17 protein-coding genes are annotated in these 18,917 nt (G+C 67.6%); 2 read left to right on the top strand and 15 right to left on the bottom strand.

The genetic code is table 11. The annotated features are described in order from the left end of the window. Positions 1-38 precede the first annotated feature (38 nt). The 7 genes from ACFVTD_RS04185 to ACFVTD_RS04155 all read right to left on the bottom strand — a co-directional run bounded on the left by ACFVTD_RS04185 (position 39) and on the right by ACFVTD_RS04155 (position 7,724). A complete protein-coding gene (locus ACFVTD_RS04185) occupies positions 39-1,730 on the bottom strand; it encodes an alkaline phosphatase D family protein (protein ID WP_387558451.1) in 1,692 nt (563 codons plus the stop codon). A 163-nt stretch (positions 1,731-1,893) separates the two neighbouring features. Continuing rightward, complete coding sequence (locus tag ACFVTD_RS04180) at positions 1,894-2,943, bottom strand: LCP family protein (RefSeq protein WP_387558448.1); 1,050 nt, start codon at positions 2,941-2,943, stop codon at positions 1,894-1,896. 217 nt (positions 2,944-3,160) lie between these two features. Beyond that, on the bottom strand, positions 3,161-3,838 hold the full coding sequence (locus ACFVTD_RS04175) for a low molecular weight phosphatase family protein (RefSeq protein WP_387558445.1): 678 nt from the start codon (positions 3,836-3,838) through the stop codon (positions 3,161-3,163). A gap of 131 nt (positions 3,839-3,969) precedes the next feature. Then, positions 3,970-4,602: a DUF305 domain-containing protein gene (locus tag ACFVTD_RS04170; protein ID WP_387558442.1), complete on the bottom strand. Its 633-nt coding sequence runs from the start codon at positions 4,600-4,602 to the stop codon at positions 3,970-3,972. Positions 4,603-4,655: 53 nt separating this feature from the next. Continuing rightward, positions 4,656-5,141, bottom strand: coding sequence for a hypothetical protein (locus ACFVTD_RS04165; protein WP_387558439.1), 486 nt, complete (start codon positions 5,139-5,141; stop codon positions 4,656-4,658). Continuing rightward, positions 5,138-7,273 carry a heavy metal translocating P-type ATPase gene (locus tag ACFVTD_RS04160; RefSeq protein WP_387558437.1) on the bottom strand — a complete coding sequence of 712 codons (2,136 nt, stop codon included), beginning with the start codon at positions 7,271-7,273 and terminating at the stop codon, positions 5,138-5,140. Before ACFVTD_RS04160 ends, ACFVTD_RS04165 begins: the two co-directional genes overlap by 4 nt. Before the next feature lie 82 nt (positions 7,274-7,355). Beyond that, the gene (locus tag ACFVTD_RS04155; protein WP_387558434.1) at positions 7,356-7,724 is read right to left on the bottom strand and encodes a heavy-metal-associated domain-containing protein; all 369 of its coding nucleotides are present in this window, start codon (positions 7,722-7,724) and stop codon (positions 7,356-7,358) included. A gap of 271 nt (positions 7,725-7,995) precedes the next feature. On the opposite strand from ACFVTD_RS04155, the gene ACFVTD_RS04150 reads away from it, so the two are divergent. Beyond that, positions 7,996-8,676 (top strand): PAS and ANTAR domain-containing protein, encoded by a 681-nt coding sequence (locus ACFVTD_RS04150; protein WP_387558431.1) that lies wholly within the window; start codon positions 7,996-7,998, stop codon positions 8,674-8,676. An 85-nt stretch (positions 8,677-8,761) separates the two neighbouring features. Continuing rightward, positions 8,762-10,114 (top strand): Na+/H+ antiporter NhaA, encoded by a 1,353-nt coding sequence (nhaA, locus tag ACFVTD_RS04145; protein ID WP_387558428.1) that lies wholly within the window; start codon positions 8,762-8,764, stop codon positions 10,112-10,114. Between the two features lie 13 nt (positions 10,115-10,127). On the opposite strand, the gene ACFVTD_RS04140 is transcribed toward nhaA, so the two are convergent. From ACFVTD_RS04140 to ACFVTD_RS04105, 8 genes are all read right to left on the bottom strand, one after another. Beyond that, positions 10,128-10,394, bottom strand: coding sequence for a hypothetical protein (locus ACFVTD_RS04140; RefSeq protein WP_387558425.1), 267 nt, complete (start codon positions 10,392-10,394; stop codon positions 10,128-10,130). Positions 10,395-10,500: 106 nt separating this feature from the next. Beyond that, complete coding sequence (locus ACFVTD_RS04135; RefSeq protein ID WP_387558422.1) at positions 10,501-11,658, bottom strand: ABC transporter ATP-binding protein; 1,158 nt, start codon at positions 11,656-11,658, stop codon at positions 10,501-10,503. Continuing rightward, entirely contained in the window at positions 11,655-13,244 is a 1,590-nt protein-coding gene (locus ACFVTD_RS04130; protein ID WP_387558419.1) for an ABC transporter permease, read from the bottom strand. Before ACFVTD_RS04130 ends, ACFVTD_RS04135 begins: the two co-directional genes overlap by 4 nt. A gap of 4 nt (positions 13,245-13,248) precedes the next feature. After that, positions 13,249-14,301 carry an iron ABC transporter substrate-binding protein gene (locus ACFVTD_RS04125; RefSeq protein ID WP_387558416.1) on the bottom strand — a complete coding sequence of 351 codons (1,053 nt, stop codon included), beginning with the start codon at positions 14,299-14,301 and terminating at the stop codon, positions 13,249-13,251. 335 nt (positions 14,302-14,636) lie between these two features. Beyond that, complete coding sequence (gene ctaD / locus ACFVTD_RS04120; RefSeq protein ID WP_387558970.1) at positions 14,637-16,397, bottom strand: cytochrome c oxidase subunit I; 1,761 nt, start codon at positions 16,395-16,397, stop codon at positions 14,637-14,639. Positions 16,398-16,410: 13 nt separating this feature from the next. Then, a complete protein-coding gene (locus tag ACFVTD_RS04115) occupies positions 16,411-17,268 on the bottom strand; it encodes a cytochrome c oxidase subunit II (RefSeq protein WP_387558967.1) in 858 nt (285 codons plus the stop codon). Positions 17,269-17,474: 206 nt separating this feature from the next. Further along, a complete protein-coding gene (locus tag ACFVTD_RS04110; RefSeq protein ID WP_387558413.1) occupies positions 17,475-17,963 on the bottom strand; it encodes a hypothetical protein in 489 nt (162 codons plus the stop codon). 42 nt (positions 17,964-18,005) lie between these two features. Continuing rightward, positions 18,006-18,725 carry a VIT family protein gene (locus ACFVTD_RS04105; RefSeq protein WP_387558410.1) on the bottom strand — a complete coding sequence of 240 codons (720 nt, stop codon included), beginning with the start codon at positions 18,723-18,725 and terminating at the stop codon, positions 18,006-18,008. Positions 18,726-18,917: the final 192 nt, after the last annotated feature.

The following is an 18,917-nucleotide window of genomic DNA, read 5'->3' as shown; positions in this document are numbered from 1 at the left end:
GGCGCGCCGCAAGTGGTTTTGCGCGTCGAGGGCAACGCCTACCGTTCGGGGGTCAGTACCTTCGAGAACACGGTGGCGCCGTTGGCGTTGCGGAGGCTCACCGTGAAGCTGTTGTCCCCACCCAGCTGGACGTGCCCGAAAAACTGGTTCTCGCCGTCGCGCGGGGACTCACCGGCGAAGCGTCCGGCCTTGGAGAACACCACTTCGGGGCCAAAGGTGCCGTCCATCGCGTTCGGGCCGAAGGATCCCGCCGCGATGGGGCCGGCCACGAACTCCCAGAAAGGGTCGAAATCGGTGAACGCCGCACGCTCCGGGGAATAGTGGTGGGCGGCGCAGTAGTGGACGTCGGCGGTGAGCCAGACGGTGTTCTTGACGCCGTTGCGCTTGAACGCGCTCAATACCCCTGCGATCTCCAGCTCACGGCCCAAGGGGGCGCCGGCGTCGCGGTTGGACACGCTTTCCTCGTTCACCGGGCCGTCCGGCACGATGATGCCCAGCGGGAGGTCGGCGGCGATGACCTTCCACGTGGCCTTGGACTTCGACACCTCGCTGACCAGCCAGTCCGCCTGCTCCTGGCCCAGGATGGCGGTGGCGTAGGGTTCCTTGCCGTCGGTGTTGGGGGACTTGTAGGTGCGCATGTCCAGGCAGAAGATGTCCAGCTGCGGGCCGCGTGAGATCTTCCGGTAGATGCGGGCCGGCTGGTAGGTGCCGGCGTCGTCGAAGGTTCCCGGGCGCCAGATCGCCGAGCTGTCCGCGATGGGCATGTTCTCCTGCCAGGCCTGCCGGCCGCGGGCGGCCAGGGTGTTGACGTCCCGTACGGTGTAGCGGGAGTCATCCAGGATCTGGCCGGGGTACCAGTTATTGTGCGTCTCGTGGTCGTCCCACTGGGCGATCACGGGAACGTCCGCGAAGAGGGCCCGCATGTTGGCGTCCATGGAGTTGTAGCGGTGCCGGCCCCGGAATTCGGTGAGCGTCTCGGCCACCTTGGACACCTCTTCGGTGACCAGGTTCCGCCACACCTGCCCGTCCTTTTCCACCACGGTTTCAGCGATGGGGCCGTCGGCGTAGATGGTGTCGCCGGAGTGGATGAAGAAGTCCGGGCGGGTCTGGAGCATGGCCCGGTAGCCGCGCATGCCGCCGATCTCCTCGTTGATGCCCCACCCCTGGCCGGCCGTGTCGCCGGTCCACACGAAGCTTTGCGCGGACGACGCCGGGACGTCGCCTCCGTTGCCCGTCCCACCGGTGCGGCCCTTGCCGTTGACCGTCCCCGTGTCCGGCGCCGTGCGGAAGCCGCCGCGGACCGTCTCGCCGGCCGCGCCGCCGTCGTCCTCGAAGCTGATCTCCAGCGCGAACCGCGTGTTGGACGGCAGGTTTCCGGCGTGGATCTTGGCGGTGAAGTCCGAGGCCTGGGTGGCGCGGGGCCCGCGGAGGACCCGCTCGAAGGCGCCGCGCCCGGTGAGTACCTGGCCGGCGTCGTCCACGGCGCGCAGCACGGCCGTCATCCGCCCGGCGCCCGAGGCACGCGACCAGAGGACGGCAGAATCCGAGGTGACGTCGCCGGTGGCGATGCCGCTGGGCAGGGTGAGCCTGTTGCGGACCAGTGCAACACCGGCGGGAGACCGGGTGGCTGCCGAGGCGTTGGCGGCGGGCGCGGAGGCCAGCGCGGCGGCGAGGACGGAACTCTTGACGATGGTGCGGCGGGAAACCCCGGCCTGGGAAGTCTCGGTCATGTCTTCAGGGTTTCCCGGGCGGGCACACGGATTCTGGCGGCAGGGTGAACCCGGGGTGTACGACGCGCAAATTCCCCCGCGATGCGCAGGTTCCCTGGCGCCCGGGGATATGGGCCGCGGAAAGGAATGTCCGCCGCGGCAACGTGTATGCGCGTCGCCCGGGCTATGGCTTCGCGAAGTCGCCGATCCGGCCCTCCCGCAATGCCGCACCCACCGCCGCGATGCCGGCGTAATCGGGAAACAGCACGGACTGCCCGGCCACGAAACCGTCGCCCAACGTGGGAAGGGTCATGGTTCCGATGGCGTTCACGTCAAGGTTGCGCAGGCTGTACGCCAGGATCGCAGCCTGGACGGGATCAAAGGCCCTGTCCACCGTGAGGCAGCAGGAGGCGAAGTCGACCAAGGACCGCACCGCTGTCACATCATTCAGGGCACCGCCCCCGGTTAGCCGGGCCAGGATCGCACGGAGCATGATCTGCTGGTCGCGGACCCGCTGGAGATCGCCGTCGGAGAAGGCATGGCGCTCGCGGGAGAACTCCAGGGCGGCCTGGCCGTCGAGGTGGTTGAGGCCGGCGCTGAAGACGTGCTGGGTGTCGATGGTGGACTGGAAGGCAATGGGCACGTTGACGTCGATGCCGCTGAGTCCGTCCACCAGGATCTTGAACCCCCCGAAATCGAGCATCAGGGTGTGGTCGATGGTGATGCCCAGCAGCTGCTGAACGGCGGCGGTTTCCATGTCGATCCCGCCATACTGCAGCCCGGCGTTGATCTTGGCGCTGCCGAACCCGGGGATGTCCACCCAGTTGTCCCGGTTGATCGAGATGAGGTAGAGGCTCCGCCGGTCGGCAGGGACGTGAACCACCATGAGGGTGTCGGCCCGCTGGTCCTGGGGTTCCCCCGTGGCTGCCGTATGGGCTGCGGCCTCACGTGCCGGGACATCGCGGGTGTCGCTGCCTATGACGAGGATGTTCATTGGGGCCGCGGGCAGGTCCGGGATCGGCGCAGGAGGCGGCGGTGGGGCAGGGGCTGGTGGAGGTGTTTCGGACGGTGTGGGTGTGGGCGTGGGTGTCGCGCTGGGCGACTGGGTTTGGGTGGCTGCCGGCTGCGCTTCCTGGCCGGCACGGTTCAGGCTGAAGACCGCGACGCCGGCAGCCGCCACGAGCACCAGCGCCACCAGCGCGGCGATCCAGCGCCGCCGCCCCAGGGCAAGCATCCAGGCAGGCCGGGGGGAACTGGTTGGGCCGGGTTGCCGGGGGCCGGAATCTCCGGCGCCGGATGGATCAGAACCGCCTGGAACGCTCATGGCACCTCCACCTCATTGTGACTGGTGGGATCAGTGTCCGTCCCGCAGGCCCCAATTGGCTACAGGAGTATCCAAACTGTCACCTGGAAGGCCTGCCGGTCCCGCGGACTGCGGCAACGCAGCTCCGCTACCGGGCGGCGCCTCCATGGACCGGGGAGTTGAGCCGGGCGTGGCGCAGGATGGAGACGATCGCGGGGGCCAGCTGGTCCTCCATCTCCCGGTACACCTCCGGAGCGCGGCGGTAGGGGTCCACGATGTCGTTGTCCGAGGAATCGGCCGGGAGGGAGAGGTGCCGTACCCCGGCGGCCCGCGCCGGCAGCCCCCGCCACAAGGCGGCGTTGGCAGCGAGCCCGCCATCGGCGTCGGGACCGGCGTCCTGCGAAGGTACGACGGCGGCTGGCTGCCTGCCTGCCCGCTGGCTGTCCGCCCGGTGGTCGAGGACATCGAGCATCCGCGCGAACTCACGGATGGTGAACGTCCGCTTGAGCAGGGAAGCGTCGAGCTGGAGGACTTCTCCGCGGTGGCCGGAGGTCATGGTGAGTACCAGGTCAACGCCGCGCAGGATCTTGGGCGTCAACTGCCGCGCCGCGAACCCTTCCGGGTCCCCGCCGAAGGTCCGCACGATCTCCGCGGACAGGGGCTGCATCGGCTCGCCCACAAGGGCCCGGGTCCCGGCGCTGGAGACCTGGAAGCCGCCCGGCACCGCCTGGTCCAGTCCTGCCTGCAGCAGCCGCTCGGCCACCGGGGACCGGCAGATGTTCCCGGTGCAGACGGTCAGGATTCGTACTGGTGTGGAAGTGTCCAAGGAGATGTTCTCTTTCCCAGCTGGTGCCGGACCCGCTCAGGCCCGTGCCTTTCAACTTAACACGCAACGGCGCGGCGGCTGCCCCCGAACCCAGGTGCCGCCGCCGCGCCGCGCGTGCGAGGATCTGCCTGCTACAAAGCGGCCAGCAGCTGCTTCATCCGGGTGATCTCCGCCTGCTGGGCATCAATGATGTCATGGCCCAGCTTGACCGCGTCCGGGAATTTGCCGGCGCCGATTTCCTGCTGGGCCATGTCGATGGCGCCCTCGTGATGGCCGATCATCAGCTGGAGGAACAGCCGCGCCGCCTCGGCACCGGAAGCGGACTTGAGCGTGTTGATCCCGTCGTCGTCCACCATGCCTTCCATGCCGTGCCCGGAGTGGTCACTCATCATGGTGGGCGCGTTCCAGCCGGTGAGCCACCCGGTCATCTGCTTGATCTCCGGGGCCTGGGCCGCCTTGATCTTGGTGGCAAGCGCGGTGACGTCGGCGGGAATGTCCGCCTTGGCCAGGATGATGTCGCTCAGTTCCACGGCCTGCGAGTGGTGCGGAATCATCATCTGGGCAAACATGACGTCCGCCTGGTTGTGGTCGGCGCCGGCGCTGGGCGTGCTGCCGGTGCCCGGCATGGTGCTGGACATGGCGCCGGCGCTGCCGTGGTCCATGGGCATGCTGTTGCCGGAACCGGCATTGGCGGCGCACCCGGCGAGTCCGAGCGAGGCGGCCAGGGCAGCAGCAATGGAAAGGGTCTTGAAAGTGGTGTTCATGGGTGTCCTTCAGGAAGTAATGGAACTGGCCGTGCTGGGTGGCGCAGTCCGGTTTACGTCCGGCTGATGGACAACTCGCAGGGCGTGGGGCCCGGCGGCACGTAGCCGTAGCCGGAACCGGCGGTGCCGCCGGGCGGCAGCAGTGGCACGACGACGGCGCCTGCCTGGGGCGGTGACATGGCGGCCGGGCCGCTGGGCGCCGTGGGGATGCACGGTGCTCCCGCTTCCTGCGCGCCGGGGCAGGAACCGCCGCACGCTGCGGTGAGAAGGTCCGGCATGTCCGTGGCGCCGTGGCTGTGCGAACCGGCAGGATGCCCGACGGCGGCCTGACCGGCAGGTGCCCCGTGCGGCATGGCACGCTTGGCCACCCCAAGGGAGGTGGTGCCTTGGGAAGCAACCCCGTGCGAGGCGTGGCCGGAGGTCATGACGTGCATCCCCAGCAGTCCGGCGATGAGGGCCAGCACGCCGGCGAGGAGCCATACCCGGCCCACCGCAGCGCGTAGGGCGGCAGGACGCGCCACCGGGACGGCCCGGATCACTGCACCTCTGACGGGTTCAGTTTCAGGCGCCGGAGGAGCTGGGCGTTCAGCGCCACCACCACGGTGGAGGCGGACATCAGCACCGCACCCGCGGCGGGGGAGAGGACCACCCCGGCGAAGGCCAGGACGCCGGCGGCCAGTGGCACGGACAGGATGTTGTAGCCGGTGGCCCACACCAGGTTCTGCCACATTTTCCGGTAGCTGGCGCGGGAGAGGTCCACCATGGACAGGACTGCCCGGGGATCGTTCCCGGCCAGCACCACGCCGGCGGACTCCACTGCGACGTCGGTTCCGGCGCCGATGGCGATGCCCACCTCGGCCCGTGCCAGGGCAGGGGAGTCGTTGACGCCGTCGCCCACCATGGCCACTTTCATCCCGCGGCCCTGCAGCTCTGCGACTTTCTTGTCCTTGTCGGCCGGCAGGACCTCGGCGAATACCTCGTCGATGCCCAGGTCCGCGGCCACGGCCTGCGCCACCTGGTGGGCGTCACCGGTAACCATGGCCACCTTGACGCCGCGCCGCTGCAGGGCCTGCACGGCCTGCCGCGACTCCGGCCGCACCGCATCTTCCATGCTCACGGCACCCAGGACCCTGCCGTCGTCCACCACGTGCAGCACGGCGGCGCCGCGGTCCATCCACGTGCGCGTACTGGCAGCCAGGGAGTCAGGCTCGACGACGCCGAGCTCCCGCAGCAGCGCCGGTCCGCCCACGTGCACCGTACGTCCGTCCACGCTGGCCCGGACGCCGCGGCCCGTCAGCGAGGTGAAACCGGTCGCGGCAGGGAGCGTCAGGTTCCGTTCCTTCGCGGCGCGCACGATGGCGCGCGCCACCGGATGTTCGCTGTCTGACTCCACCGCGGCGGCGAGTGCCAGTACGGCGTCATTATCCCCGCCGTCCGCCACGGCCACGTCCTTCAGTTCCGGTTCGCCGGTGGTCAGGGTTCCGGTCTTGTCGAACACGACAACGTCGATGGTGCGCATCCGCTCAAGCGCCATCCGGTTCTTGATCAGGACGCCGGCACGGGCGGCCTGTTCAGTGGAGATGGCAATCACCAGTGGGATGGCCAGGCCAAGGGCGTGCGGGCAGGCGATCACCAGGACGGTGACGGTGCGGGTGACGGCGTCCGGTACGCTGCCCAGCAGGGTCCACGCGATGAAGGTCAAGACGCCGGCACCGGCAGCGAAGTAGAAGAGGAACGCCGCAGCACGGTCGGCCAGCGCCTGCGCGCGGGAGGACGAGGCCTGGGCTTCCTCCACCAGTCGCTGGATCCCGGCCAGTGCCGTCTGGTCCCCAACGGCCGTGACCCGGACCCGGACGCTACTGTCCGTGGCCACGGTTCCAGCCACCACCGCGTCCCCGGGGCCGCGGGGCACGGTCCTGGACTCACCGGTGATCATGGACTCGTCGAACTCGGCCTGCCCGTCCACCACGCTGCCGTCGGCCGGCATGCGGGCGCCCGGCCGGACCAGGACCAGGTCGCCGGGGCTGAGCTCCGACACGGGGACGGTTTCGGTGCCGGTGTCCGTGATGCGTTCGGCCTCGTCCGGCAGCAGCGCGGCCAGGGCATCGAGCGCGCCCTGCGCGGACCCGAGGGCGCGCATCTCGATCCAGTGGCCCAGCAGCATGATGGCCACCAGCAGTGCCAGCTCCCACCAGAAGTCCAGGTCGAAGCCGCCGATCCCCAGGCTGGTGACCCAGGACGCGGCAAATGCCACGGTGATGGCCATGCCGATCAGCAGCATCATCCCCGGTGTGCGGCCCTTCAGCTCCTGCACGCCGCCCTTGAGGAACGGCTGGCCGCCGTAGAGGAAGATGACCGTGCCCAGGACCGGTGGGATCCAGTTGGAGCCGGGGAACTCCGGCGGCATGTAGCCCAGGAGGTGGGCCATCATGGGGCTGAAGTAGACCACCGGAACGGCAAGGGCCAGGGTCAGCCAGAACCTGTTCTTGAACATCGCAGTGCTGTGTCCGGCGTGCTGGCCATGGGTGTGTACGGTGTGGTCGTCGTCGGCCTGGGCGCCGTGGTGTGCATGGCTGGCGCCGTGCGCCGGCGGTTGGGTGAGCGTCCCGGTGGGCGGCTGGTGGTGCTCATGTCCGCCGTGGGGCTGCTGCATGTCTTGGTGGTCCTGCATTGTTCCTCCTTGGAGGCAATCGCTGCCCGGATATGGCCTGGGCCTGCGGAATGTTGGGGGGTGTGCCGGGGCGCCGGCTGTCTCAGGACAGGGCGTAGCCGGCCGACGTCACGGCCCGCCGGATGGCGGCGTCGGGGGCCGTGCCGGTGACGGCCAGCCGGGAGCGGCCGTTTGGGACCAGGTCAACCGAGGCTGAGGCCACGCCGGAAACGGCGGAAACGGCGGCCTCGACGGACCGGACGCAGTGCGCGCAGGTCATGCCTTCCACCGCGAAACTGCGCTGGGCGGTGGCATCGGCCCCGGCCTCAGCCTCGGACGGCACGACGGCGGCGGGGGACACCTGCGCGGATGGTGCGGGGAGGGTGGCGGCTGGCCGGGCGGCCTGGGCAGGGCCGCAGCAACTGCAGCCGGAGGACGCGAGTGGGATTTGGGGGCGTGTTCCGCTGTTCATGTCAGTTCCAATCCGTTGAAGACATCAAGGGGCGCTGGGGTTGAACGGCTGTGAAAGGCTGGAGCGTGTGCGCCGGCCGGGACATACCACTTCACTGACAACACTGCCAATATACCCCCCAGGGGTATCTGCGTCAAGAGCTCTAGGGTACTTTGCGGAGGACGTCCATAGGGCCTCCCGCACTACCTTCCCCCGGACGGGGCGGCCATACTGGAAAGAGCGAGGACTGAGCCGGCCCGCTGGGGGCTGGCCTACGCCGGGAGGTGGACCTGTGACGGAGCTCAGCGGCCTGTACACATATTCGAGTGCCCTCGGGGACAGCGAAACCGATGCCGGAACCTTCAGGGTGGACATCGCGCCGGCAGGTCCAACCTTCCACTGGTCCGACGGAATGTACCGGCTGCACGGTTACCGCCGCGGCGAAGTTGTCCCCACCATGGAGCTGATCTTTGCCCATAAGCATCCCGACGACCGCGAGCGGTGCGGGGAGATCGTGGCCCAGGTTTCCGTCACTGGCGGGTTCTTCTGCATGTACCACCGCCTGTTTGATGCCCAGGGGAGGACCCGGCGGGTTCTGACCTCGGGAGAGGCTGTCCTCGGCCCGGACGGGGCGGTCGCGGCGCTCGAAGGCGTGATGGTGGATCTCAGCCGGACGCTGCAGCGCGAAACCGAACAGACCGCCCGCGAGGCCGTGGCCGGCGCCACGGCAACCCGCACGGTGATTGACCAGGCGCGGGGAATCCTCATGGGCCAGCTCAAGATTGGCTCTGATGACGCCTTCCAGCTGTTGGTGGCCACCAGCAGCCACCGGAACGTCAAGCTCGTGGCGGTGGCGGCGGAGCTGGTGCAGCTGGCCAATTCACCGGAGGCGAGGATCTACCTGGACCGGGCCATCCGTGCCATCGAACTGCACAGCCGGCCAGGCTCCGCCGGGGGCCGCCGGGCGGGCTGACGCCTGCTGCCGGTAGGATGGAAACAGGTGCGCCGGGAAGTCTGGTCGGCATGGATTTGTCGAACCCGGATATAAGGACGCACCCATGAACTCCACGCCGCCCACCCCGCGCCGGAACACGTTTCTCGGTTCCACTGTCTTTTCGCGCGGCAGTTACTCAGAGGCCCTGCGCATCGGTGGGATCCTCCGCAAGGAGACCGTGGGCGGTGCCCTCCTGGTTGCCGCCGCCGTGACTGCGCTGATCTGGGCCAACTCACCGGCGTCGGACAGCTACTTCGCCCTCCGCGACTACAAGGTGGGCTACGAACCGTGGCACCTTGACCTCAGCCTGGGGGCCTGGGCCGCGGACGGACTGCTGGCCATCTTCTTCTTCCTGGTGGGCCTGGAACTCAAACGGGAATTCGTCGCCGGCGACCTGCGCCAGATCAGCAAGTCGATCGTCCCTGTGGCGGCCTCTGTGGGAGGCGTGGCGGTCCCGGCGGTGATCTACGCCGTCGTCAACCTCGCCACCCCGGACACGCTCCGCGGCTGGGCCATCCCCACAGCGACGGATATTGCGTTCGCCGTTGCCGTCCTGGCGATCATCGGCTCCCACCTGCCCAGCGCCCTGCGGATCTTCCTGCTCACGCTGGCCGTGGTGGATGACCTGATCGCCATCACTATCATCGCGTTCTTCTACTCCAGCGACATCCAGGTGGCTCCGCTGCTGCTGGCGCTCATCCCGCTTGCCGTCTACGCCGTCCTTGCGCAAAAGTACCGCCGGTTCTTCGGCCGCCATGCCGCCGCTGCCTGGCTCATCCTGCTGCCCCTTGGTGCCGCCACGTGGGGCCTGGTGCACGCGTCCGGCATCCACGCCACCGTGGCCGGAGTCCTCCTGGGCTTCGCGGTCCCCGTGATCCGCTCGCAGGCATCCGGCGGACCCGGGGCCGGTCCGGGGCTCGCGGAAATTTTCGAGCACCGGTTCCGGCCCATCTCCGCCGGCGTCGCCGTCCCCATCTTTGCGTTCTTTTCCGCGGGCGTGGCCGTTGGGGGCTGGGAGGGCCTGGGGTCGGCACTGGCGGACCCGGTGGCCCTGGGCATCATCCTGGGCCTGGTCCTGGGCAAGCCGGTCGGCATCCTGGCCACCACATGGATCCTGACCAAGGCCACCCGGGCAAGCCTGGACAGCTCGTTCAAGTGGATCGACGTGTTCGGTGTGGCGCTGCTGGCAGGCATCGGCTTCACCGTTTCCCTGCTGGTGGCAGAACTCAGCTTTGGCCAGGGCAGCCTGCACGATGACCACGCCAAGGTGGGAATCCTGGCGGCGTCACTGATCGCGGCACTGCTGGCAACCGCCGTGCTGCGCACCCGCAACCGGCAGTACCGGCTTGCCGAAGAGCTCGAACAAGTGGATTCAGACCACGACGGCGTCCCGGACGTCTACCAGGAGCGAACCTGACCCCCGAAGGGCGTCAGGCCGGGGCCAGGGGCGGTGCGGCACTGGCGGCCAGCGTCGCCGGGGTGGCAGTGACCGCCGGCGCCGGTTCCACGTGCCGGATCTCCAGGGCCTCCGGGTCCAGCAGCTTGCGCGCGCCGGTCCGGGCGTCCAGGATCCAGAAGAGTTCCAGGGCCGGTACGACGTCGGTCACCCGGCCTTTGTGGAAGAGCCTGCCCCGGTGCCACGCCTCGATCTGGTCGCCGATGCGGAGCTGGGCGGTGCGTATTCCTTGTGCCTCCATTGGGCTGCCTCCTGCTGTTGTGTCCCCGTAAGCACAGCTTGCCGTGGACAGATTGCCGCAGTGTTTCGGCCCGGTGTTTTTTCTGTGTCTTGTGTGGCTGGAGGGACTATTCGTCCATGGGGAACGCCACGGCTTCGCCCACAACCCGCAGGCAGAGCTCCATGCCGGGGCGGGCGATCGAGGCGTTCCAGTGCCGGATGGTGATCACTTCGCCGCCGCCCGGGTAGCGGTGGTCGGCGTGCTCCGCCACTTCCTTGGGCACATTCAACTTCAGCCGCACGGTGGTTTCGGGGCCAAAGTAGTCGGTGTCCACCACCACGCCGCGGATGGGACCGTCCTCGGCGATGCGGATCTGTTCCGGCCGCAGCATTAGCTGCACGCGGCCCTGCGCCGGAGGCCTGCGCACCGGAATCGCGCCCAGGGAGCACGTGGCCAGGGTCCCTTCCAGCCAGGCGTCCAGGATGACGGCGTCGCCCAGGAACTCGGCGGTGGCCCGGTCCGCGGGGCGGGTGTACACCACGAAGGGGTTGCCGATCTGTGCCAGCTTGCCGCCGCGCATCACGGCAACCTGGTCCGCGAAGGACAATGCCTCGGCCTGGTCATGGGTGACCAGGATGGTGGTGACGCCGGCCTCGGCCAGGACTTTGGCCACGGCGCGGCGGGTGGCCACGCGCAGGCCGGCGTCCAGGGCTGAGAACGGCTCGTCCAGGAGCATCAGTTCCGGTTCGCGGGCAAGCGCCCGGGCCAGGGCAACGCGCTGCTGCTGTCCACCGGAGAGCTGGTGCGGCCGGCGCCTGGCCATGGACGGATCCAGTGACACCATTTCCAGCAGCTCCGCCACGCGGGCGTTCACGGCGCGGCGTCCGCCGTCGAGCCTGGCCGGATTCAGGCCAAAGGCGATGTTCTGGCCAACGTTCAGGTGCGGGAACAGGGCCCCGTCCTGTGCCACGTACCCGATGTGCCGCTTATGCGCCGGAAGCCAGGCGCCGTCGCCGGCCACGGTGGTGCCGTTGAGCGAGATGGTGCCGGTGTCCGGGTGCTCGAATCCTGCGATCAGGCGCAGGAGGGTGGTCTTGCCGGAGCCGGACGGACCCACGATTGCTGTGGTCCCGCCCTTGGCCACGGACAGGTTGACGCCCCTGAGGACCGCCTGGGACCCGAAGTTCTTGGTGACGTCCGTGATCTGCAGGTGGCTGTTGGTGGTGGCTGCCACCGAAGGTGCCACCCGCGGCTCGGGCAGCCTGCGGGTTGATGGTGCTGTCACTGTCCGGCTACTTTCTTGGACTGTTGGAAGAGGAGATAGGTCATGGGCGCGGAAAGCAGGATCATCAGCAGGGCATAGGGCGCGGCGCCGGCGTAATCGATCTCGCTGCTCTTGCTCCAGAACTCGGTGGCCAGTGTCTTGGTCCCATTGGGGGAGAGGAGCAGGGTGGCGGTGAGTTCGTTGGCGATGGCCAGGAACACCAGCGCGGCGCCGCCGGCCGCGGCCGGGGCCGTGAGCCGCAGGGTGACGCGGATGAATGCCAAAAGCGGGGGCTTGCCCAGCGCCTGGGCTGCCTCGTCGAGTTCCTTCGGGGCCTGCGCCAGCCCGGCCCGAAGGTTCACCAGGGCGCGCGGGAGGAACAGGAGCACGTAGGCTGCCACCAGCACGCCGGCCGTCTGGTAGATCCCGGGCACCAGGCGGATGCTGACGGTCACGAAGGCCAGGGCCACCACGATGCCGGGCATGGAACTGGTGACGTAGTTGGACAGTTCCAGGGACTTGCTGAACCAGCCGGGCTTCCGGACCGCCAGGTAGGCCATGGGGAAGGCGACCACGATGGTGGCCGCGGCGCCGGCCAGCCCGTACCCGAAGGTGGCAAAAAGCGCGGGAAGGAACTCGGCGGCGGTCCACACGTCGGCGCCGCCGGCCACGATCCACTTGAGCACGTAGTACAGGGGGAGGCCGAACGCCAGGGCCGTGAGTGCCAGCAGGAAGACCTGGCCCGGGACCTGGTAGGCGTGCAGCGGGAGGCGCAGCGCCTTGGCCTGGACCCCCGAGCCGATCCTCGCGTACCGGGCGGTGCCGCGGCTGCGGACCTCCGCCAACAGCAGGAGCAGGCAGAAGAACACCAGTACGCTGGCCAGCATGTTTCCGGCGGCCCCGTTGAACGTGGACCGGTACTGGGTCATGATCGCGGTGGTGAAGGTATCAAACCGGATCATGGCGAACGCACCGTATTCGGCGAGCAGATGCAGCCCCACCAGCAGCGCCCCGCCCGTCAGGGCGATCCGCAGCTGGGGCAGTACTACCCGGAAGAAGGCCCGCCAGGCGCCCAGGCCCAGCGCCGCTGCGGACTGTTCAATTGCCGGGTCCAGCCGGCTGAGGGTGGCGGCTGCCGGGATGTACACCAGTGGAAAGTAGGACAGGGTGGAGATCAGGATCCCCGAGCCCAGGCCGCCCAGCGACGGGATGGCCGACACCCACGCGTAGCTGTTCACGAACGCCGGGACGGCCAGCGGCGCGGCCAGCAGGACCGCCCAGATCCGGCGGCCGCGGAGGTTGGTCCGTTCCACCAGCCACGCCCCCGCCACGCCAAGCAGCAGGCACAGGGGGATGGTGGCTGCCATGAGGAGCAGCGTGTTCATGAGCAGTTCGCCCACGCGGGGCCGCAGGATGAGGCCGACGGCGGTATCCCACCCGGTTGCCACCGTCATGTAGGCCACGTACCCCAGCGGGACGAGGGAGAAGAGGGCGATCAGCACCGCCAGGACAGATACTGCGGAAACGCCCAAAGGCGGGCGGGGGCTGCTGCCCCTGCCCGCCGTCGTCGCGCCCGCCCTTGGCGGAGCCGATAGATCGGAGGTCACGGAATTAGAGTAGTCCGGCCTGGGTCATCAGATCGCTGACCTTCTGGGAGTTGAGCTTTGCGGCGTCAACCTTGGGGGCCTGCAGGTCCTTGATGGGAACCAGCTTGTCGTTGGCGGGCACGTCGGAGCCGATGGCGTACTCGAAGGACGTACCGTTCTTCAGGACTTCCTGCCCCTTCTTGCCGGTGATGAACTTCAGGAATGCCTGCGCAGCGGCAGCATTCTTGGAGGACTTGAGCACGCCGCCGCCGGAGACGGACAGGAAGGCACCCGGGTCCTGGTTCTTGAAGTAGTACGGCGTGACGTTGTTGGAGTTTTCGCCGGTCTTGGCCTGGTCGCCGTAGTAGTAGTAGTGGTAGATGAGCGCGGCATCCACTTCACCGGCGTTGACAGCCTTCATGGCCGTGCTGTTGCCCTTGTAGGCCTTGGAGTTGTCCTTCATGGCCTTCAGCCAGTCCTCCGTGGCGGACTCGCCCTTGAGTTCCAGCAGGGCCGAGACGATCGCCTGGAAGTCGGCGCCCGTGGGCGAGGCAGCCCAACGGCCCTTCCACTCCGGGCTGGCCAGGTCCAGCATGGACTTGGGCAGCTTGTCCTCGGTGAGCTTGGTCTTGTTGTACACCAGCACGGTGGAGCGGGCCGCGATGCCCGTCCACTTCCCGGTGGACGGAGAGAATTCGGCCGGGACCTGGTCCAGGGTGTCCTTGTTGACGTCCGCGAACAGGCCGGCGTTCTCAACCTGCGTCATGGCGGGGGAATTCTCGGTCAGGAACACATCCGCAGGGGAGGCCTGGCCTTCCTGGATGATCTGGTTGGACATTTCCGTGTCATCGCCCTGGCGGAGGGTCACCTTGATGCCGGTTTCGGCGGTGAAGGCGTCCACCCATTCCTTGGTGAGGCTTTCGTGCTGGGCGTTGTAGACAGTGATCTCGCCGGAGGCTGCGCCGCCGGAGGCGGAGGAGCCGTTGCCTGCGGGGGTGCCGCCGCCGCAGGCGGTCAGGCCAAGAGCTGCGGTGGCGGCGAGTGCGATTCCTGCCAGCGCGCTGTTGCGGATCTTCATTGAGGCTGCTTTCGGTGGGGAAAAAGTCTGCTTGAACCGAGGTCCTATTAGGCAACACGAATGTTTCCTATGTCTGAAAACTGTAGGGTAGGCAAACCTAAGCTCCAAGCCGAAAAGCGTTTTAAGTGACGAGGTTCACATCAATTACGAAACTATGGCGTGACGTAATTGCCGGGTTGCGGTGGGGTGGGGGCCGGCCGTTCCTGCCGGGCGAAGCCGCTGCCGACCCGGAAAATGGATGGCGCTGCGCAACGCCACCGGCGCTGCCCGGTTTTGGGGTGCGCCAGCGAAAGTGCGCCTCGAGAAGTGGGATGCGCCCCCTGAACCAGCCCGGGCTACCTGTCCGGGTTGGGATCGCGGACGTCCTGCTCCCCGATATCCGCGGCCCCCAGGACGCTTTCCGCCGGCGCATCCTCCGAAGGATGGAGCCGGATACTCAGCTCAGGATGGTGCAGGTCCAGGGCGGGACGCTCGGACCGGATCCGGGGCAGGGAAGTGAAGTTGTGCCGGGGCGGCGGGCAGGACGTGGCCCATTCCAGCGAAGCCCCGAAGCCCCAGGGATCGTCAACGGTGACCTTCTTCCCGGACCGCGACGTGATGTACACGTTCCAGAAGAACGGGATCAGCGACGCGCCCAGCAGGTAGGACCCGACCGTGGAGAACTGGTTCATGAAGGTGAAGTTGTCCTCCGGCATGTAGTCCGCATACCGGCGGGGCATGCCCAGGACGCCCAGCCAGTGCTGGATCAGGAACGTGGCATGGAAGCCCAGGAACAGCATCCAGAAGTGGATCTTGCCGAGCCGCTCGTTCAGCATCTTGCCGGTGAATTTGGGCCACCAGAAATAGAAGCCGGCGAACATGGCAAACACCACGGTGCCGAACACCACGTAGTGGAAGTGCGCCACCACGAAGTAGGTGTCCGAGACGTGGAAGTCCATGGGCGGGGAGGCGAGGATGATGCCGGTGAGGCCGCCGAACAGGAATGTGGCCAGGAATCCCATGCTCCACAGCATGGGGGTTTCGAAGGTCAGCGATCCGCCCCACATGGTGCCGATCCAGTTGAAGAACTTCACCCCGGTGGGCACGGCAATGAGCATCGTCATGAAGGCGAAGAACGGCAGGAAAATCGCGCCGGTGACGTACATGTGGTGCGCCCAGACCGTCACCGAGAGGGCTGCAATGGCGATGGTGGCGTACACGATGCCCTTGTAGCCGAACAGGGGCTTGCGGCTGAACACCGGGAAGATCTCCGAGACGATGCCGAAGAACGGCAGCGCGATGATGTACACCTCCGGGTGGCCGAAGAACCAGAACAGGTGCTGCCACAGGATGGCGCCGCCGTTGGCGGGATCGAAGATGTGGGCACCGAACTTCCGGTCCGCGCCGAGGGCGAACAGCGCCGCAGCCAGCGGCGGGAACGCCATGAGCACCAGGATGGCCGTGACCAGGGTGTTCCAGGTGAAGATGGGCATCCGCCACATGGTCAGCCCGGGAGCACGCATGCAGATGATGGTGGTGATGAAGTTGACCGAGCCCAGGATGGTGCCAAAGCCGGACAGCGCCAGGCCGAACACCCACAGGTCACCGCCGATGCCGGGAGTGAAGGTGGTGTTGGACAGGGGCGCGTAGGCAAACCAGCCGAAGGATGCGGCGCCCTGCGGGGTGATGAAGCCGGACACGGCGATGGTGGAGCCGAACAGGAAAAACCAGAAAGCGAGCGCGTTCAGCCGCGGGAACGCCACATCCGGGGCGCCGATCTGCAGCGGCATGATCACGTTCGCGAACCCGGCGAACAGCGGGGTGGCAAACATCAGCAGCATGATGGTGCCGTGCATGGTGAACAGCTGGTTGTACTGTTCCTTGGTCTGCAGGATCTGCATGCCGGGCTCGAACAGTTCGGCGCGGATCAGCAGCGCCATCACCCCGCCTGCGCAGAAGAACACGAAGGACGAGATCAGGTACATGTACCCGATGGTCTTGTGGTCGGTGGAGGTGATCCAGTTGACCACGAGGCGTCCCTTGGATTTGGGGACTACGGGTGCCGGAAGGAATCCGGCGGCCGGAGAGCCGCCCGTTCGTTGGCCGGTGGTGGTCATATCCATGCCCTCGCTACTCTGTCGCTTCCGCGGGCTGCGGCGCAGGGGCCGATTGCGGGACCCTGTCATAGTCGGCGCCCAGGTTGCCGGTGTTGCCCTTCGCCTTCAGGTCGGCGATGTGGCTGTCGTACTCCTGCTGGGTCACCACCCGGACTTTGAAAAGCATCTCGGAGTGGTACTCACCGCAAAGTTCGGCGCACTTGCCCATGTATTCGCCGGTGCGGTTGGGGGTGATGCTGATGTACGGGTTGTACTGTTCGTGGCCCGGGTAAAGGTCGCGCTTCTGCAGGAAATCCACTACCCAGAAGGAATGCTGGACGTCGCGGGACTGGAGGTGCAGTTCCACCGTCTTCCCCACCGGAAGGTAGAGCGTGGGCAGCCGGTCCGGTGCGCCAGGGGACCCGTTCAGGTGGGCCTGCTGTCCGGCGTCCTCGTGGACCTGCTCCTTGACGTAGTTGAAGTCCCAGGACCACTGCTTGCCGAAGACATCGATCACCACGTCCGGGTTGGGGTAGCGCGCATCGGAGGCACGCTGTTCCCGGTCGGTAAAGACGAACAGGACGCCAATGACAATGAGCGGGATGGCGAGGTAAAAGACTTCGAGGGGAAGGTTGTAGCTCAGCTGCGGCGGGAACCCCACGGTGTTCTTCCGGCGCCGGTACGCCACGATGACCCAGATCATCAGCCCCCAGGTGATGACGCCCACCACCAGCGCGGCGATCCAGGAGTTGACCCACAAGTCCGTGATCAGCTGGGTGTTGTTGGTGGTGTTTCGGTCTCCGGGCAGGAAGCCGCGGGAGACTTCCGCAGAGCAGGAGGCCAGCGCGGGCAGGGCCAGGATCCCTGCGGCCAACGCTGCGAAGCGCCGCATGCTGTGGTTTCGGAACGGTTTTTTACCCACCTGTGGTCCCTCCGGCATGCTCCAGAAGCCCGACTGTATGAGCCCACCGCCGGCCCCGGGACCAGCAGTTGTGAGCCCCACCCTACGCGCGGAACATGGCGATGTGAAGGGCTTTCAGGGCGCCCCGGAAGCAGGTGCCGGTCCACGAAGGGGACCGTTTCGCCGCGCCGCGTCGGCTAGCGGGTGGCGGCCCAGACCGACGCCGCTCCCGAGTGGCCGGTGGCGATGCTCTGGTACACCAGGAACAGACCGGCCAGGACGCCCAGGACGGACGTGGCGGGGAGGGCCCAGCGGGATTCGAAGAGGGTGGCCAGGCCGCGGAAGGCGGGCAGGCGGCCAAGGACCGAGGGGAAAGCGGCAGCGATCTGCACCGCCACCACCACCAGGAAAAGCGCCGCCACATAGCGGAGGAAGCTTCCCTGGTGGGCGTGGTCCTGGATGAGTTGTGAAGACGGCCGGGCCTTCTCCAGCTGCTCCCCGGCTTGCGCGGTGACAACCGTCAGTGGAACCATCAGCAGCGCCTGGATCCCGAGTGGCCATGCCAGGTAGCGCCTGCTCCGCCGGAGGAGCGCGAAAACCACCGCCAGGACCCCGGCCAGCGGGGCCAGGACCACCACGCCGTGAATCAGCAGGATGTGGGCGGGAAGGCCGGCGATTTCGAGCACGTGGACGCTCCTGGGCGGTAGGTGGGCGAGGTGTGGGTGCTGCTAGGCGATGCCGGTGGTGCCCAACAGGCTACCCACCGCGAAGGTGAAAGCCATGGCCAATGCGCCGCCCACCACCAGCCGGATGGTTGCCTTGCGCTTGGAGCTTCCGCCGATTTTGGCGCTGATGGTGCCGGTCAGGGCCAGTGCCAGGATGACGGCAACGAAGGTGACCGGGATGCGGGCAGCTTCCGGCGGGAAGATGATGGCCAGCATGGGCAGGACGGCGCCGATGGTGAACGCGATGGCGGAGGCGAACGCGGCATGCCAGGGGCTCACCACTTCTTCTTCGTCGATGTTAAGTTCGGCGGACAGGTGTGCCTTCAGGGCGTCCTTCGCCGTCAGTTCCTCGGCAACGGTCCTGGCCGTGGCTTCGCTAAGCCCCTTGGCCTGATAGATGTGGGCCAGTTCGTCCAGTTCGCCGTCGGGATCGTCCCTGAGCTCCTGGCGTTCCTTTTCGATCAACGCGCGCTGGCTGTCGCTCTGGCTGCTCACGGAGACGTATTCGCCCAGGGCCATGGACACGGCACCGCCCACCACCGCGGCCGTGCCCGCGACCAGGATGGGCGCAAGGTCGTTGGTCACACCCGCGACGCCCACCACGGTGGCAGCGACCGAGACGATGCCGTCGTTGGCACCGAGAACGCCGGCGCGCAGCCAGTTCAGGCGTGCGGCCACGCTGCTGTCATGGGGTTCGCGGTTCAGCTTGAGAGTTTCGGACATGCTGGCAGTAAACCACCGCATGGACCCCCACGCCACGAAGGTTTGCATCCCCTAACCCTGCGGGTCCGAGGGTAGACGCACTTCCCACGTATTGATAAGGGTGCTTATCATAAAGTTTCCTTCCAATGGCGCCTGGAGCAGGGGCCGCGATGGCGCGGCCAGCTACCGGAAGGAGCCTGCAACGGTGCAGGG

The organism is Pseudarthrobacter sp. NPDC058119 (assembly GCF_042884655.1).
GTDB lineage: Bacteria > Actinomycetota > Actinomycetes > Actinomycetales > Micrococcaceae > Arthrobacter.
Note: the sequence above shows the minus strand (reverse complement) of the source record. Positions and strands in the feature narration are given on the sequence as shown.